At 68.9% G+C, this 16,761-nt stretch carries 14 protein-coding genes; 10 read left to right on the top strand and 4 right to left on the bottom strand.

Annotated features, from left to right (window positions below):
* The first annotated feature begins 1,724 nt into the window (after window positions 1–1,724).
* Window positions 1,725–2,168 (top strand): phage tail protein, encoded by a 444-nt coding sequence (locus ABD768_RS30070; protein WP_343965865.1) that lies wholly within the window; start codon window positions 1,725–1,727, stop codon window positions 2,166–2,168.
* A gap of 12 nt (window positions 2,169–2,180) precedes the next feature.
* Here the strand turns inward: ABD768_RS30070 and ABD768_RS30065 are convergent, their stop codons facing one another.
* Complete coding sequence (locus ABD768_RS30065) at window positions 2,181–4,931, bottom strand: ATP-binding protein (RefSeq protein ID WP_344846274.1); 2,751 nt, start codon at window positions 4,929–4,931, stop codon at window positions 2,181–2,183.
* Between the two features lie 124 nt (window positions 4,932–5,055).
* Here ABD768_RS30065 and ABD768_RS30060 point away from each other — a divergent pair, with 124 nt between their 5' ends.
* The 7 genes from ABD768_RS30060 (at window position 5,056) to ABD768_RS30030 (ending at window position 11,886) form a co-directional block, all read left to right on the top strand.
* Window positions 5,056–5,757, top strand: a complete 702-nt coding sequence (locus ABD768_RS30060) for a CIS tube protein (protein ID WP_344846272.1) — start codon at window positions 5,056–5,058, stop codon at window positions 5,755–5,757.
* 1 nt (window position 5,758) lies between these two features.
* Window positions 5,759–7,588, top strand: a complete 1,830-nt coding sequence (locus ABD768_RS30055; RefSeq protein WP_344846270.1) for a VgrG-related protein — start codon at window positions 5,759–5,761, stop codon at window positions 7,586–7,588.
* A 15-nt stretch (window positions 7,589–7,603) separates the two neighbouring features.
* Window positions 7,604–7,879: a PAAR domain-containing protein gene (locus ABD768_RS30050; protein ID WP_343965857.1), complete on the top strand. Its 276-nt coding sequence runs from the start codon at window positions 7,604–7,606 to the stop codon at window positions 7,877–7,879.
* Window positions 7,880–7,908: 29 nt separating this feature from the next.
* Window positions 7,909–8,331 (top strand): GPW/gp25 family protein, encoded by a 423-nt coding sequence (locus ABD768_RS30045; protein WP_343965855.1) that lies wholly within the window; start codon window positions 7,909–7,911, stop codon window positions 8,329–8,331.
* Window positions 8,328–10,274, top strand: coding sequence for a putative baseplate assembly protein (locus tag ABD768_RS30040; RefSeq protein ID WP_344846268.1), 1,947 nt, complete (start codon window positions 8,328–8,330; stop codon window positions 10,272–10,274). The genes ABD768_RS30045 and ABD768_RS30040 overlap by 4 nt, the downstream gene beginning before the upstream one ends.
* Before the next feature lie 2 nt (window positions 10,275–10,276).
* Window positions 10,277–10,810, top strand: coding sequence for a phage tail protein (locus tag ABD768_RS30035; protein WP_344846266.1), 534 nt, complete (start codon window positions 10,277–10,279; stop codon window positions 10,808–10,810).
* 656 nt (window positions 10,811–11,466) lie between these two features.
* Complete coding sequence (locus tag ABD768_RS30030) at window positions 11,467–11,886, top strand: NADase-type glycan-binding domain-containing protein (RefSeq protein ID WP_344846264.1); 420 nt, start codon at window positions 11,467–11,469, stop codon at window positions 11,884–11,886.
* Window positions 11,887–11,999: 113 nt separating this feature from the next.
* Here the strand turns inward: ABD768_RS30030 and ABD768_RS30025 are convergent, their stop codons facing one another.
* From ABD768_RS30025 to ABD768_RS30015, 3 genes are all read right to left on the bottom strand, one after another.
* Entirely contained in the window at window positions 12,000–13,355 is a 1,356-nt protein-coding gene (locus tag ABD768_RS30025) for a COG1470 family protein (RefSeq protein WP_344846263.1), read from the bottom strand.
* 75 nt (window positions 13,356–13,430) lie between these two features.
* Window positions 13,431–14,063 carry an NAD(P)-dependent oxidoreductase gene (locus ABD768_RS30020; RefSeq protein WP_344846371.1) on the bottom strand — a complete coding sequence of 211 codons (633 nt, stop codon included), beginning with the start codon at window positions 14,061–14,063 and terminating at the stop codon, window positions 13,431–13,433.
* Window positions 13,948–14,931, bottom strand: a complete 984-nt coding sequence (locus tag ABD768_RS30015; RefSeq protein WP_344846261.1) for an EamA family transporter — start codon at window positions 14,929–14,931, stop codon at window positions 13,948–13,950. The genes ABD768_RS30020 and ABD768_RS30015 overlap by 116 nt, the downstream gene beginning before the upstream one ends.
* A 79-nt stretch (window positions 14,932–15,010) precedes the next feature.
* Here ABD768_RS30015 and ABD768_RS30010 point away from each other — a divergent pair, with 79 nt between their 5' ends.
* Both ABD768_RS30010 and fxlM read left to right on the top strand, forming a co-directional pair.
* Window positions 15,011–15,508 (top strand): MarR family winged helix-turn-helix transcriptional regulator, encoded by a 498-nt coding sequence (locus tag ABD768_RS30010; protein WP_344846259.1) that lies wholly within the window; start codon window positions 15,011–15,013, stop codon window positions 15,506–15,508.
* Between the two features lie 4 nt (window positions 15,509–15,512).
* Entirely contained in the window at window positions 15,513–16,748 is a 1,236-nt protein-coding gene (gene fxlM, locus ABD768_RS30005) for a methyltransferase, FxLD system (protein ID WP_344846257.1), read from the top strand.
* Window positions 16,749–16,761: the final 13 nt, after the last annotated feature.

Raw genomic sequence — 16,761 nt, 5'->3', positions numbered from 1 at the left:
GCTGGTGCAAGCACCGGCACCGCAACCGGCGTCGGTGCAGTAACCGGCAGCGGTGCCGGCGTTGGCGCCGCTGCCGGCCCCGGCGCAGGAACAGCCGCTGGAGGTGCGGCCAGTGGACCGGCCGGCACAAGCCGAGCAGTCGAGACAAGCGGAGGCACGGGCATCGCCACCGCTGCGAAGGCAACTGCTGGAGCCACCACGGAGGCGCAGGCGCCTGCCTTGGCACAGCGCGGCCTCTTGAGCAGCTCGTCTGTGGGCGCGTCACTCAACCCCTCCGACGACCTCGGCACGGGTCAGGTCCCCGGCGGCGGAGCAGTAGCAGGCGGAGCATCAGCAAGCAGCTCAGTCGTAGGTGGATCTGTAGTAGGTGACTCAGCTGGCAGCGGGCCGGTCGGTAGCCTCCGCACAGCCGCTGGCGGACCTTCCAACCTCGGTGTAGTCACCAACAACCTCGGCGCAGCCGCCAATGAAGTCGGTGCAGCCGCCAACAACGTCGGCGCAGATCTCGGCTCCTCTGGTGCAGGTGGTGGTTCTGGCGTCACCGGTGGAGCTGGTGGTGGTGAGCGTGGGCTGTTGGGGAGCTCGTCTGTGGGCGCGTTGCTCGACGCCGCCGGCGGCCTCGGCGTGGGGCAGGTTCCCGGCGGCGGGTCGGTAGCAGGCGGGTCGGCGGTGGGTGGCTCAGCTGGCAGTGGCTCGGTTGGTAGCGTCCGCGCAGCCGCCGGCGGAGCTTCCAACACCCTCGGCGCGGGGCAGGTCCCCGGCGGCGGAGCAGGCGTGGGCGGAGCATCAGCAAGCGGCTCAGTGGTGGGTGGATCTGAAGTAGGTGGATCAGCTGGCAGTGGTCCGGTCGGTGGTGTCCGCGCAGCTGCTGGTGAGGCGTCCAACGGCTTTGGTGCAGCTGTCGGTGGGGCGACAGGCGGTCTTGGCGACGGTGGTGCGGCGCTGGCTGCGAGCGTTGGGGCTTTGGCTGGGCGGGTGGGGGCGGTGGGTTCTGGCGGGCCTGTGGTGGCTGGGGGGTTTGAGGAGTTGGTGGGGAGTGAGGGGGCGACCGTCGCGTTGATCGGGGAGCGGGGGTTGGTTTCTGAGGTTGGGGGGTTGGGGCCGGATGGTTCGTCCGGTTCGGGGAGCGGTTCGGCGCAGCCGGTTGTCTCTTTGAACCGATCGGCTTCACCCAGCTCAGCCGACTCGACGGAGTCGGCTGGGGCGGTGGGCTCGTTGTCGTCGGTGGGGGCTTCCGGGGGTCTGGTGAGTGGCGTCGGGGGAGGGCGGCTCGCGGTACCGAGGCCGCCGGCCGTGGCTGGGGCAGCAGTGGCAGGGTCGGCGGGCGCGGGCGCAGGCGGGGCGGGTGGTGGTGGTGGTGGAGCGGGAGGCGGTGGTGTGGGTGTCAGTGGAGCGGGCGATCCCGTCGTACCGGCCTACGGCGGGGTGGTTGAAGGAAGCGTGGTGGAGAGTGCGGGCGGGGCGACCTCGGTGGCTATCCCGCAAGGTGGGGCGGGGAATGGATCCTCGGGCGTCGGGGCGGCGCTGGGGAGTGGCGCGGAGGGGGCGGGAGGCGCGGGGAGCGCGGTAGGTGGTGCGGGGAGTGGGGCGGGCGGGGTGGGGATGTCGGCGGCGGAGGTGGACGGGTTGGCTCGGCGGTTGTATGAGCCGATTGCCCGGCGGTTGCGGGCTGAGTTGTGGGTTGATCGGGAACGGACCGGGACGTTGATGGATCGGATGTGGTGATGAGTACCGGTGCTGCTGAGTTGATGCCGGCCGTCGGGGTCCGGTTCTTGGTGCAGGTGGATCAGCTGGATCTGGGGATGTTCACGAGCTGCGACGGGCTCGGGTGTGAGGTGGTGATCGAGCAGCGGTCGGAGGGTGGGAACAACGGGTACGTCGTACAGATCCCGTCCCGGCTGAAGTTTCCGAACATCAAGTTGAGCCGGCCGTTGACGAAGGAGACCGAGCGGGTCGCGCGCTGGATCTCGGGACTTGCCGGTGGCGTGAAGCGGCGTACCGGGCAGATCACCGCGATGACGAGTGACGGCACCGTCGTCGCGCGCTGGGGGCTCGTCGACGTGATCCCCGTCCGCTGGACCGGCCCGAGCGTCGCCAAGGGCCCGGCCGACATCCTCACCGAGACGATCGAGATCGCCCACCACGGCTTCATCGACACCGGCGCCTGAGCCGAGGATCGGTCAGCCGCGGGTGAGGACTTCGCGGACTACTTCGTCGAGGGTCAGGCGGCGGGTGGCGGCGGCGATCTCGTCGAAGCGTGGGCCCAACTCGGCTCGGACGAACTCGTCGGTGGCGGCCAGGTCCATGATCTCGTCGGCGATGGCGACTGGTTCGACGATCAGTTGCCGGCCGTGCATCGCCGCGGCTAACAGCTCGGCGGCGATCTCGTAGCGGCCGGCCGCGGCTTCGATGCAGCCGAGGGTTTCCAGCGAGTCGAGCTGGCCGACGGTGTAGGTGATGTCGCGGGCAACCTCCAACGCGTCCAGCTCGAGCGAGCGGGCGCGATCGAGTTCGCCGGCCTGGTACGCCGAGATGCCGAGGTTCCCCTTGGCGATGACGTAACCGTGCCCGTCGTGGATGGCGTCCCAGCAGGCCAGCGCCTCTTCGAAGAGTTTCACCGCGTCGTCGGCGTGACCGATCATCCGCAGGCACAGGCCAAGGCAGTTGAGGCCGGCGCCGCGCAGTACCGGGAAATCCACCGTCCGGGTCCACACCTCCACCTCGTTGGCGCAGACAAGCGCTTGATAGACCTCGTCCAGCGCGAGATACGCCAGCGTCAGGCTTTGCAGCACCTGGATCGTGCCGCGGGCCTGGCCGGTACGCCGCATGATCGCGAGCGCCTGCAGGCCGAGTTCGCGAGCTTCGGCGAATCGGCCGAGCTTGCGGGTGACGATGGCCAGCGCGTTCAGGCCGGCGCCGTACTGCACCGAGTCGGCCGGAACGGCGGTGAGCGAGTCGCGCAGCCAGCCGGCCGCTTCCGCGAGCATGCCGCGATAACCCCAGTACCACGACAGCGGCGCGACGATCTCGTTGACCAGCGCGGGCTCGGCGCCGGTGGACAGACACCAATCGACCGCGCTGAGCAGGTTCGGTTCTTCGAGGTTGAGATGGCTGTACAAGTCTCGCTGCAGGTCATGGGTGAAATGCAGCCGCCCGTACTGTTCCCCGGCGGCCGCCACTTCGGTGCACCAGGCAACATGTCGCCGCCGGATGACATCCTCCTCGCCGACGGCCCGCAGCCGCTCGAGACCGTAATCGCGGATGCTCTGCAGTACGCCGTACCGCCCAGTGCTGTCGACGGTCAGCAGACTGCGATCCACCAGCTCGTTCAGCAGCCCGCCGACCTCTTCGACCGCCAGCCGATCGTCCGCGATGACCTTCTCGGCCGCCGCCAGCGTGCAGCCACCCGCGAACACCGACACCCGGCGCAACGCGATCCGGGCCTTGGGGGCCAGCAGTTCATGGCTCCAATCGAGTGCTGCCCGCAGACTGGAGTGTCGAGCACCGGAGTCCCGCAGACCGCGGATCAACAATCGCAGCCGATCGTCGATCCGGTCGGCCAACTGGTCGACCGACAGAATGCGAGTCAGCCCGGCGGCAAGCTCGATGGCGAGCGGGAACCGGTCGACGGCCGTGCAGATTGCGTCGACTCGTGAACTCGGCGGGAGCCCGCTGCGCGCGCAGAACAGTTCGACGGCGGCCTCGGCCGACAGCGGACCGACCCGGTGAACGTGTTCGCCGCCGATCCTCAGTGCTCGTTGCGAGGTGACCAGAACGGTCAGCCCGAGAGTGGCTGCCTGCAGGCCGTCGACGAGCACGGCGGTGTCCTCGATCAGGTGCTCGGCGTTGTCGACGACGAGCAACGCGCCAGGCAGTACTTCGATCGTGCTGGCGAGCGGATTGGGCCCGCCGCCGTCGGTACCGATCGCAGCGGCCAGCGCGGCCGGGAGATTGTCGCCGGGCTGGAGCGGGGCGAGATCGAGCCAGGCGACCGTCCGTCCTTCCCGGTGAGCGCTCTCTGCGATCTCGCGCGCCAGCCGGGTCTTGCCGACCCCCGGTCCGCCGCGCAGCGTGACCACCGACGGCCGGCTGACCAGGGCGCGCAGGCTGAGTTGCTCGTCCTGCCGGCCGACGAAACTCTTGGTCTGCGGTGGCAGCGAGGAGCGGATGGCCCGATCGGCCTGCTCGTGCAGCTTGGCCTCGAGCGCGAGCGTCTCCGGGCCGGGGTCGATCCCGAGTTGCTCGGCCAAGGTAGTGCGCAAGTGGGCCAGCCGGGCAGTTGCCTCGGCGCGCATCCCGCGGTTGGCGAGCGCCCGGGCGGACAAGCCGACCAGACGCTCGTGCAGCGGATGGAGGCTGACCAGGCGTTCGAGGTCCGGTCCGACATCCTTGCCCAAGGCAAGCCCTGCCTCGCCGTGGGCGATCTCGAGTTCCAGCTGGAGAGACTCCAGCCGGAGTTGTTCAGCGGCGACGAACGGGATCCCCCGCAGATCAGCCAGCGCCTCGCCCCGCCACTGTTCCAAGGCGACGGCGGCCGCGTCGAACACGGCTGCCTGGTCTCCGGCTCGACGAGCTGCGTCGATCGAGCCGACGGACTGCTCGACCAGGTCGAGGTCGACGGGTGCCGCGTCCAAGGAGAAGCCTGCCGGCGTACGCCGCAACGCCTGGCCGTCGTCGCCCAGGGCACCTCGAAGCCGCGAGGCCAGCACCCGCAACCGCGCGGTCGGCCGGGCGTTGCCGATGTCGCCCCACAGGTCGCGAATCAGGATCTCGTCGGCAACCGCCGCGCCCCGCCCCAACGCGAGCCGGACCGCCAGCGCCCGGGCCAGCGGTTGCTGAACTCTCAACAGTCCGGATCGCGTCGCGATCTCCACCGCCCCGAGCAGACGGACCCCCAGCAACGCTTCGCCGACCTGCTTCGTAGCCCTCACCCCCAGCAAGATCCTCCGACCCACTCAAATGTTGCCACGCTGCCCTTTAGGGAAGTTCGCAGGTTCCCTCCGTACGGCGCTGCAGCCCCTGCCCGAAGCGGCGCGGCGTCCCTAGCCTCGTGGCATGAGCGGCAATCTGGCCAAGGCGTACCTGGAACTGCACGAGGCGATGCCGAACAAGGGCGCCGGTGCGAGCCTCGGCGCGGCCAAGGGCCGGATCGCGTTCCAGTTCAATCCGAACGAGCTGACCGTCAAGAAGGCCGCGAAGTGGAACAGCGAGCCGGCCCGTGGGTCGAAGAAGGCCGCGCCGCCGGAGTTCCAGGGACCCGAGCCCGGCAAGCTCACGCTGGAGATGTTCTTCGACGCCACCGACACGATGGACGACAGCGTCGTGAAGGCGGTCAAGGCGCTGTTCGCGTGCTGCGTCCCCACCGATCAGAGCGTGGGCAAGAGCAAGCCGGTACCGCCGCTGGTGGTCTTCCACTGGGGTGCGCTCGACTTCTTCCCGAGTTTCATCACCTCCGTCAGCGCGAAGTACTCGCTGTTCACGCCGGAAGGTACGCCGGTCCGCGCGACCTGCACCGTCGACCTGCAGGAGATGCCGTCGCTGACGGCCAAGCAGAATCCGACGTCGGGCAGCCTGACCGCCCGGCGTACCCACGTGCTGCTCGAGGGCGAGACGCTCGCCGCGGTCGCCTACGCGGAGTACGGCGATCCGGCGATGTGGCGACCACTGGCCGAGGCCAACGACATCGACGACCCGCACCGCCTCACGCCGGGCCGGACGGTCCTGCTGCCGTCCGCCGAAGAACTGTTGGCCGGCTGAGATGGCCAACGCGAGCTTCTCCAGCACGCTGTCCGTCTCCGTCGACGGGGCAGCGCTTCCGGACGACCTGATCGCGCTGCTGGCCGGGGCCTGGGTGGACGACAACCTGCACCTGCCGGACCTGTTCAGCCTGCGTTTCCGCGATCCCGACCGGCTGGTGCTGGCGAAGTCCGGGATCACCATCGGCAGCAAGCTCAAGCTGTCCGTGCATGCCGCCCAGGAGAGCGCTCCCCAGGACCTGATGACCGGCGAGGTGACGGCTCTGGAGGTGGAGGTCGAGGGGACCGGCACCTTCACGATCGTCCGTGGGTACGACGCAGCGCACCGCCTGTTGCGTGGTACCCGGAGCGAGACCTACCAGCAGGTGACGTTCGACGACGTCGTCAAGAAGGTTGCCCAGCGCAATGGCCTGCCGCTCGGCCAGGTGGACTCGACCAACACCGTGCACGAGTTCCTCTGCCAGGCGAACCAGACCGACTGGGACTTTCTCCGCACGCTGGCCGATGCCGTCGGCTACCACCTCGGGGTCGAGGCCGGGAAGCTCCAGTTCACCAAGCCGACCAAGGCGGCCGGCGCTCCGGACGGTTCGGATGCGACCCAGGCGCAGGCGCTTGAGCTCGGTTCGGATCTGCTGCGGCTCCGGTCCGCGGTGACGGCGGCGGGTCAGGTGCCGTCGGTCGAAGTACGGGGCTGGGACGACACCCAGCAGCGGGCGGTGGTTGCGAAGGTGCCTGCGGCAACGACCAGCGCGCAGATCGGGTTGCGGCCGAGTGAGCTGGCCGACAAGTTCTCGGCGCCGCCGTGGGTCGTGACGCATGTGCCGCATCGGACCCAGGCGACGGCGGAGGCTGCGGCGAAGGCGTTGGCCGAGCGGGTCGCCGGTACGTTCGCCGAGCTCGAAGGGGTGTGCCGGGGCAACCCGCGGCTGCACGCCGGCGTACCGGTTGCTATCGGCAACCTTGGTGCTCCGTTCGACGGTAAGTACACGTTGAGTCGGGTGAGGCATGTGTTCGACGGCGACTACACGACGCACATCTCGGTCACCGGCCAGCAGGACCGGTCGATGCTCGGGCTGTCCGGATCCACCGGATCGCCTGCCAGGCAAGGGGTCGCGACGGCTGTCGTCACAGACGTGAACGACCCAAGGAAGACCGGGCAGGTGAAGGTCCAGCTGCCGTGGATGCGCGACGACTTCGGTACGTTCTGGGCGCGCGTCCTGCAAGCGGGCGCGGGTGCCGACCGTGGCTCGATGCTGCTGCCCGAGGTCGGTGACGAGGTACTGGTCGCCTTCGAGCAAGGCGACATCGGCGCGCCGTTCGTCCTCGGTGGCCTCTACAGCGCCAACCGCAAGCCGTACGCCGGTCAGGCCGCGAGCGTCGACAGCGGTACCGGCGCCGTCAACCGCCGCGCCTTCGTCGGCCGGACCGGGCACTCCCTCGAACTGCTCGAGAGCTCGCAGAAGAACGGGATCTGGCTGCACACCGGCGACGGCAAGCTCAGCGTCGCGATGGACGGTACGAACGCACCGGTGATCACCGTGCACAGCGACGGCAAGGTGGTCGTCGAGGCCAAGGACGGCGTCGACATCGACGCGGGCAGCGGCGGGGTCAGGATCACCGCCGGGCAGAAGATCGAGCTGACCGCGAAGACCGGCATCACGCTCGACGCCGGCACCGGCGACGTCCAGCTCAAGGGTGTCAACGTCGATCTGAAGGGCACCGCGCAGGCCACGGTGTCGGCCGCGAAGGTCAGCGTGGCGGGTCAGGCGAGTACCGAGATCAACGGCGGCGCGAGCCTCGCGATCCAGGCCGCCCTCGTGAAGATCAACTGAGGCGGGGGAGACAGGATGCCTGGACCAGCGGCCCGGGTCGGCGATGTGACGGCCCATGGTGGAGCACTCGGGCCACCCGGTGTACCGACCGTGCTGATCGGCGGGATGCCGGCGGCGACAGTCGGTACGCCGCACGTGTGCGCGATCCCGTTGCATCCGCCGTCGGCCGTGGTACCGCCGGGATCGATGACCGTGCTGATCGGTGGCCTGCCGGCCGCCCGGATGACGGACCTGACCGGGTGTGGGGCGCCGATCGCGATCGGTTGCATGACCGTCCTGATCGGCGGCTGACTGATGGCTGGAACTGAACGGAGGACGCGGTGAGTTCGGAGTTCGTCGGGGCCGGGTGGGCGTTTCCGTTGCGCACGGACGCGACCGGCCGGATCGCGCTGGTCCGGCAGGAACGCGAGATCGAGGAGAGCATCCGGCTCATCCTCGGCACGTCGCCGGGGGAGCGGCCGATGCGGCCGGAGTTCGGCTGCGGCATCCAGGAGCACATCTTCGCGCCGGCCGACGCGACCACGGCGGGCAAGATCATCGCCGACGTACGGATCGCGCTGGACCGCTGGGAGCCGCGGATCGACCTGCTCGACGTCCGGGTGCATTTCGACCGGATCGATGCGGGAGCGCTCTACATCGACCTGCACTACGCGATCAGCGGCAGCAACAGCCCGCGCAACCTGGTCTTCCCGTTCTACCTGATCCCCGAGCACGCCGAGCTGACGACCGGAGGAGCGGCATGACCCTGACCGCCCCGAACCTCGACGACCGCCGGTTCCAGCAACTGGTGGACGACGCCAAGCGGATGATCCAGCAGCGCTGTCCGGAGTGGACCGACCACAACGTCTCCGACCCGGGCGTCACGCTGGTCGAGGCGTTCGCGACGATGGTCGACCAGTTGATGTACCGGCTGAACCGGGTGCCTGAACGGCACTACCTGAAGTTCCTCGACCTGGTCGGGATCAAGCTCTTCGCGCCTGCGGCGGCCCGCGCCGACATCACCTTCTGGCTGTCGGCCGCGCAACCCGAGACGATCACCGTGCATGGCGGGACCGAGGTCGCGACGCTGCGCACCGAGCACGACGAGGCGACCGGCTTCAGCACTGTCGACGAGCTCGCGATCGTTGCCTGCTCACTGCTCAACGTTGCCACTAGCAACGGTAGTACGGCGGTTCTGGATCGGACCGTTGAGCTACAGGACGGCGTCGGCTTCGACTGCTTCGCCGCGCCGCCGGCCCCTGACAATGCCCTGTACGTCGGCCTGTCGGCAGCTGTCCCGTCCTGCGCAGTACTGCTCCGCGTCGACTGTGAGGTCGAAGGCATCGGCGTCGATCCGCTCGACCCGCCGCTGCGCTGGGAGGCGTGGAACGGTGAGGAGTGGATCGCGTGCGAGGTCGATCGCGACGGCACGGGTGGGCTCAACCGGCCGGGCGACATCGTGTTGCACGTCCCGGTCGGGCATGTGCAGTCGGTGCTTGCCCAGCAGCGAGCCGGCTGGCTGCGTTGCGTGCTGGTGGCGCCGGACACCGACCAGCCGTTCTACAGCGAGTCGCCGAAGATCCGTCATGTCGAGGCGTGCACGATCGGCGGTACGACGGTTGCTGAGCACGCCGAGCCGGTGCTGGCTGAGGAGTTGGGGCGTAGCGATGGGAGTGCGGGGCAGCGCTTCGAGTTGCAGCGGCGGCCGGTGACGCTGGCCCCGGAGCCAGAGGTGCTTCAGGTTGGTACGGACCTTGGCTGGGTCGAGTGGACCTTGGTGGACAGCTTCGCGGAGTCGATGGCGACCGACCAGCACTTTGCGTTGGACCGGCAGAACGGGCAGGTGTTGCTCGGGCCTGCTGTGCGTCAACCGGATGGGACTTTGCGGTCGTACGGGGCTGTGCCGCCGAAGGGGGCCGTACTGCGATTGGCCCGGTACCGCACCGGGGGCGGCGCCGCGGGCAATGTGGCTGCGCATGCGTTGCGGGTGTTGAAGACCTCGCTGCCGTTCGTCGGGGAGGTCGACAATCGGCGCGCGGCGACCGGGGGTGTGGACGGCGAGCAGGTGGCGGACGCGATGCTTCGAGGGCCGCTCTCTTTGCGTACTGCGTCGCGGGCCGTGACTGCTGAGGACTACGAGTTGCTGGCGCGGGAAGCCGCACCTTCGCTCGGGCGCGTGCACTGTGTGCCGGGGGACGAGAGCGAGCCGAATGTGGTGCGGCTTCTCGTCGTACCGAGGTTGTCGGTGGATCCGCAGGCGACCGTGGATTTCGGGGCGTTGCGGCCGTCGGACGAGGTGTTGCAGCGGTTGGCGGATCATCTCGAGCCGCGGCGGATGCTTGGGGCGCGGTTGGTGATCGAGCCGCCGTTCTATCGGGCGGTGACGGTGGTTGCGCGGTTGACGGCGGCTGCGGACGCGTCGGCGGAGCGGGTTCGGCCGGCCGCGCTGGAGGCGCTGTATCGGTTCATGCATCCGTTGCTGGGTGGGCCGCGCGGGGATGGGTGGCCGTTGGGACGGACTGTGCAGACGGGTGACATTCATGCTTGTCTGCAACGGGTCCGGGGGGTGGAGTCGGTCGAGGATGTGCGGCTTTATCTGGCTGATCCGGTGCTGGGGACGCGGAGCGATACGCCGGTCGATCGGGTCGAGTTGAGCCGGACCGAGCTGGTGTACTCGTTCGAGCACCAGATCATGGTGCGGAGGTAGAGATGCGTGGATTGATCGACGGGCTGGCGAATCCGCATCCGTTGCTGGAGATCTTGCCGGGGCTGTATGCCGAGGACGACTTGGCGGTGCGGCTGACCGGGGTGTTCGACGAGGCGCTGGCGCCGGTGGTGGCGACGCTGGACAACTTCGGCGCGTATCTCGATCCGGAGCTGGCGCCTGAGGACTTCGTGGAGTTGCTGGGTTCTTGGGTGGCGGCGTTCTCGGATCCGCGGATTCCGGTCGAGCGGCAACGGTTGCTGGTGGCGGCGACGACTGACCTGCACCGGAGTCGCGGGGCCGCGCATGCGTTGCGCGAGACGCTGCGGCTGGCGTGCGGGGTCGATGCCGAGATCACCGAGTCCGGCGGTACTGCGTGGTCCGCGCGAGCCGGCGCCGAGCCGCCTGGTGAGGCGCGGGCGCAACTCGTCGTACGGGTCCCTCTCGAAGCCGACGAAGCGGTAGTCCACCGAATCGTCGACGCATTACGGCCGGCGAACCTGCCGGCCCGGGTAGAAGTCCTGGAGGCCGACCGATGATCCTCTGCAACGACTGCGGCGAACAGAACCAGGAAGGCACAGTCTTCTGCGCCCGCTGCGGCGTCTTCCTCGAATGGGAAGGCGAACACGTCACCCCAGTCGCCGCGGCTGCCAAGCCTGCGGCCCTCGCCCCGCCACCTGTCGAGAACCCGCTACTTCCTCTTCCTGCACCCGATCCCGCCGCTTCGCGGCGGGATCGGGGAGGTGTGAGTGAGGCCGAGCCCCGAGAGGTTGGTGCAAGCGAGCCGGAGGCGGTGGTCTCGCGGCAGCCGCAGGCTGTCAGGCGGAAGATGGCTCGGCGGAGTAGGTCGCCGGTGATTGTGCCTACCGGGTCTCGGGTCTGTGGTGGGTGTGGGATGCCTAATGAGGCCAGTCGGCGGTTCTGTGCGAAGTGTGGGTTCAGTCTGATTGATGCTCAGGTGATCCGGAAGGCGCCTTGGTGGCGGCGGGTTACTGGGCGGGAAAGGGTCTATGCGGCTGGGACGAGGATTCGGCCGGGGACCGGGCGGCGGAAGTTTCGTGGGGCTACGCGGGTCGGGGTGGTACTGGCATTGCTTGCGGGTGGGGGTGTGCTGGCGGGGCCGCAGCGGGGGTTGGTGATGGACGGCGTGCATAAGGTGCAGGACCAGTTTGCTGAGCCGCTGCAGGTTCGGCCGATGGCTAGCAAGGCGAGTGGGGTTGCCGGGAAGCAGGAGGCTCAGCTCGCCTTCGACGGCGCCAGGAACACGTACTGGGGAGCGCCGCGCACCGGCAAGACCGCCAAGCCCGTCCCGTGGGTGACGGCCGGGTTCAGGTCGCCGATCAACCTGACCGCCTTCACCATCTACGCGGGCGTCGCGCCGGAGACACCGAAGTACGTCGCTGGCCCGCGGCCCGCCGAGATCGAGGTCACCGTGATCACCGGCGGCGAACCGGTCATCCAGCGCTTCACCTTGAAAGACGTACCGGCCAAGCAGGAGTTCAAGCTCAAGGTCGACGACGCCCGCGCCGTCCAGGTCGCTGTCGTCCGGACGATCGCCCCGACCCGCTCGACTCTCACCGCGATCGCCGAACTCGAGTTCTTCGCCCGCCGCTGAGGTACCCAGCACCAAGCGAGCCCCGGACCGACGCCGGTCCGGGGCTCGCAGTCTGTGCAGCAGTGGAACGCGGTACGCCGTACTGCTTGAGGCAGCAGTACGGCGTACCGCGGTCAGTTGGGCGCGGCGCTCGTCGGTGGAGTGGTCGGCGCCGGGGGCTTGTCGGTGAGGATGCCGCCGACCATCACCGCGTTCTCGCAGTCGGTCGCGCCCGGCGCCGGGCTGTCGCATTTGAGGCTGACGACGACCTTCTCGCCGGCCACCAGCACCGCGAGCGGCGAGATGTAGCGGTAGTCCTGGATGTTGCGGAAGTACTGCGGAGCGACCCCGCCGAGCGAGTTCTTGTCCTTGCGCAGGTCGAGCCAGCCGGTACTTCCCTGCGACTCGAAGTTGACGTCGGTGATCCGCAGCACCTTGTCCTTCGGCACCTCGAACGACTCCTCGACCGTCTTGCCCGGCTTCGCCTTCAACGGCCAGCGCTGCGAGAACGGCGTACCGACCATCGCGGCGGCCTGGGCGGCGAGCTCCTTCTCCCGGTCGGAGAGGTTCTTCTCCTGTTCGCTCTGCCCCTTCGCCGTGTTCTTGGCGGAGTTCTGAGCGGTGTTCGCGGCCTGCTGTGCCGCGCCGGCCTGCGTCTTGGCCTCGTCGACCTTCTGCTGCAGCTGCTTCAACGGTTTCTCGACCGCGTTCTCGGCGCTCGACTCGATCGCGGGCCGCAGGGCGACGAACCACAGCCCGACGAGCAGCGCGGCCGCGGCGAGTGCGCCGGCGATCGCTTTACCCGTCCAGGCAGGGAGGATCGGGTCCTGGACCATCATCCCGTCGACGCTGGTGAGAGCGGCCTTCGTCCCGTTCGGGCCGCCGGTGGTGACCTGGGTGACGACGACGCTGAACTGCCGCGTCTTCGACGTACCGCGCCAGATCCGGTCCAGCGGGCGGGCCTTGATCTTCGAGAACGCGGCCGTCCCCGGCGCGACCTCCACGGTGCTCGGCGAGAACCGGAACTCCATCACCGCGTCCGGGTCCTTGCCGGTCAGCTCGACGGTGACCGGACGGTTGCCGCGGTTGTCGACCGCGAGCGTGTGCCGCCCGATCCGGCTGCCGTGCGACGTCCGCGGAGTCAGCTCCGCAGTGATGTCGCTGAACGCCTGGACGTGCGCCACGGCCTCCGGTACGGCGGTGTCGGCCGGGTGCTCCTGCGGCTGGACCAGTACGCCGAACGCGACGTCGCCCGCCTCCACCACGGCCTCGCGCGGCACCGTGATGGTGATCGTCGCCGTACCCTCCGCGTCCGGGTAGAGGGAGAGCGTGGCGGGTTCGATCACGGCGTAGCCGGCCAGGTCCCCGACCGGGGTCAGGGTGTAGGCCTCCACGATCGACCCACGGTTGGCCACCTGGACCTGACACTGGGCCGGCGTACCGGGCACGATGACGAGTTCTTCGACATCCAGTCGCGCTGAAGTAGACACAGCATCAAGGATCGGGCGCTGTCCGTGATCGCACATCGAGCCGGAGTACAGCCGATCGGGCACCCCAGCTGCCCTTCAGTACCCGACCGTGAACCTGCTCTGCCGGTACCGCGGCCGCTCGACCTCGTCGACCAACGCCACGGCGAAGTCCTCCATCGAGAGGTGCGACGCCCCGTCGTCATCCACCAGCAACTCGTCGCGTCCCAGCCGATACTGCCCGGTCCGTACGCCGGGCTCAAGCATCGCCGGCGGACTCAGGTAGACCCAGTCGACGTCGTCGCTACCCCGAACCACCTCGAACTGCTCGTTGCAGGCCAGCGCGATCGGCCGGAACTCCGGCGGGAAGTCGGGGCCGTCGACAACGGTCGTCCCCGGGTCGCCCGGCAACGTCAGGCTTGCCGCACCCCCGACGACGGCCAACCGGACCGCAGTGCCGGCCAACCCGCCCACCAACCCCTTGGCGGCGATCGCCAACTCGTGTTCCCGGCCTGGGACGGGTCGGGTGGCACTGATCACGACATCCTGCCCCTGACTCAACCGGGCTACATCTGTCATGTCTGACGCATCCCCTTGCTCGAGCCGGAGGCTGCGGTCACGCGGCAGCGTCCTCAGGCGTTCCATGCTCCGGCCGACGGCTGTTACCTCGTGTCCCCGGGAGAGGGCTTCCTGTACTGCTCGGCTGCCTACTGCTCCGGTTGCTCCGAAGATGGTGATTCGCACGGTTGGTCCCTTTCAGTTGGGCGGTGATCAGGGCGGTCAGGACGATCAGGCCTCCTAGTAGTTGGAGGGGAGTCAGACGTTGGTCCACGACCAGCCAGCCGAGGGTGGTGGCGACCAGGGGGCTCAGCAGGCCCAGGAAGGTGACGTTGGTGGGGGAGAGGGCTCGGAGGCCCCGGAACCAGAGGGCGTAGGCGAGGGCCGAGCCGAAGAGAGCCAGGTAGGAGTAGCCGAGCAGGTTGGCTGCAGTGAAGGAGGTGGGGAACGCGCCTTCGACCAGCCAGGCAACCGGGAGCAGCAGGAGGCCGCCGGCTACCAGCTGCCAGCCGGTGGTGGCTAGTAGAGGTGCAGGGGAGACCCAACGCTTGCTGAGTACTACGCCAGTGGCCATCACTGCGGCCCCACCCAAGGCAGCGAGCACGCCCCAGGCGTCTAGGCGGGCGTCTGCGCGTAGTACCAGGAGACTCACGCCTGCTACTCCGGCTGTTGCCGTCAGGAGAGTCTTGCGGGTCAGGCGCTCGCCGAGCAGGCCAGTGGAGAGCAGCGCGACCAGTAGCGGCTGCAGCGCGCCAACGGTCGCCGCGACTCCACCGGGGAGCCGGTAGGCGCCGATGAAAAGCAGGGCGTTGAAGGCTCCGATGTTCAGTGCGCCGAGGACCAGTGCGCGCCACCACCAGATCCCTTGCGGCAGCCTTCGGGTGATCGCGACCAGCAGGAGCCCAGCCGGGAGTGCCCGGAGGAAGGCGGCGAGGAGCGGACGCTGCGGTGGCAGCAGTTCCGTTGTGACCAGGTACGTGGTTCCCCACAGCGCCGGCGCGATCGCCGTGGTGAGGATCAGGCTGACTCGATTGCTTAGCACTAAGACAATATATCTCACCGCTAAGCAACTTCGCCAGTGTTTTAGCTCACTGCTAAGAGATTTCCAGTACGCTGAACAGATGGCAGACCACGTCGACCAGGTGCTCGACCAGTGGCGCGAGCGGCGCCCGGATCTGGACGCGTCCCCGATGGCCGTGATGGGCCGGGTGAAGCGGCTGTCCCAGCTGATCGACGGCGAACTACGCCGCAACTTCGCCACCCACGACCTCGACCGGGCGTCCTTCGACGTGCTCGCCACCCTCCGCCGCAGCAACGCCGGGCACAGCCTCACCCCGGCCGGCCTGATGCGGTCCTCGATGGTCACCTCCGGCGCGATCACCCAGCGGCTCGACAAGCTGGAGGAGCGCGGCCTGGTCAAGCGCACCCCCAGCGAGACCGACGGCCGCGGCGTCCAGGTCGCCCTCACTCCGGCCGGACTCGAGCTGGTCGACAAAGTCCTGCCGACCCACATCGACACCGAGAACCGCCTGCTGGCCGGCCTGACCGCGGCCGAGCGCGAGACGCTCGCCGACACCCTGCGGAAGCTGCTCGAATCGCTCGGCGACACGACAGACTGAACCAATGGATGCCGAGAGCAACGATTCCCCGTACGCCGGAACGTTGCGCGCGGCTCTCGCCGACCTACTGGTCGAGCAGGGCGCGATCCACGACGAGCGGGTCGCGGCCGCGTTCCGGCTGGTCCCGCGGCACCTGTTCGTCCCCTTGGTGCCACTGGAGATCGCCTACACCGACGACGTCGTGCTGATGAAGCGCGACGAGACCGGTGTCGCCATCAGCTCGGTCTCCCAGCCGACCGTGGTCGCGCTGATGCTCGAGCAGGCCGACATCCGGCCCGGTCACCGGGTGCTCGAGATCGGCTCCGGCGGGTACAACGCGGCCCTGCTCGCCGAGCTCGTCGGGCCGACCGGTGAAGTCACCACGATCGACATCGACGAGGACGTGACCACCCGCGCGCGGGAGAGCCTGGACGCGGCCGGCTACCCGGACGTCCGGGTGCTGCGGACCGATGGCGAGTTCGGTGGACCGGAGAGCGCTCCCTATGACCGGATCATCGTCACCGTCACCGCGTGGGACATCGCGCCCGCCTGGGTGGAGCAGCTGGCGCCGGGCGGGCGGATCGTCGTACCGCTGAGGTTCCGGGCGCAGACGCGGTCGATCGCGTTCGATTTGCTTGAAGCCGGATCTCGATGGCGCAGTTTGGAGAGCCGGTCGATGATCATCTGCGGGTTCGTCAACATGCAGGGCGCGGGGGCGGCGTACGAGCGCTGGGTGCCGCTGCACGGCGAGTTGGTCAGCCTGAGCTTCGACGAGGACCAGGAGTCCGAGCCGGTGCCGCCCGAGTGGGTGCTGGACCAGCCGAAGGCGTCGGCGTGGTCGGGCGTACTGATGAACCGTGAGGAACCGCTCTCCGACCTCGACCTCTGGCTCGCGAGCACCCTCCCCGGGTACTGCGTCCTCAGCGCCGAGCCACGTGCCCTGAAGAAACACGTCGTCGCCCCGGTCCCACGCTGGGGAGCGTCTGCGATGGCCTCCAGCCACTCACTCGGCTACCTGACGTCGCGCCCCGCACCGGACACCGACTACGTAGAACTCGGCGCCCACGCCCACGGCCCGGCCGCGGAAGACTTCGCCCAGCTACTCGTCGACCAGATCCGTAGCTGGAACGAGCACCTCCGCGGCGGCAAGGGCCCGACCCTCCGAGTCGACCCGGCAAGCCCCCCACCCGACCGACTGCCGCCGGGCTTCCACCTCCGCAAGAAACACAACTACCTGACCCTCACCTGGCCGCCCGCCTAGCCTTACGTCCGAA

The organism is Kribbella ginsengisoli (assembly GCF_039537185.1).
Taxonomy (GTDB): Bacteria; Actinomycetota; Actinomycetes; order Propionibacteriales; family Kribbellaceae; genus Kribbella; species Kribbella koreensis.
This window is presented reverse-complemented; position numbering and strand designations above follow the sequence as displayed.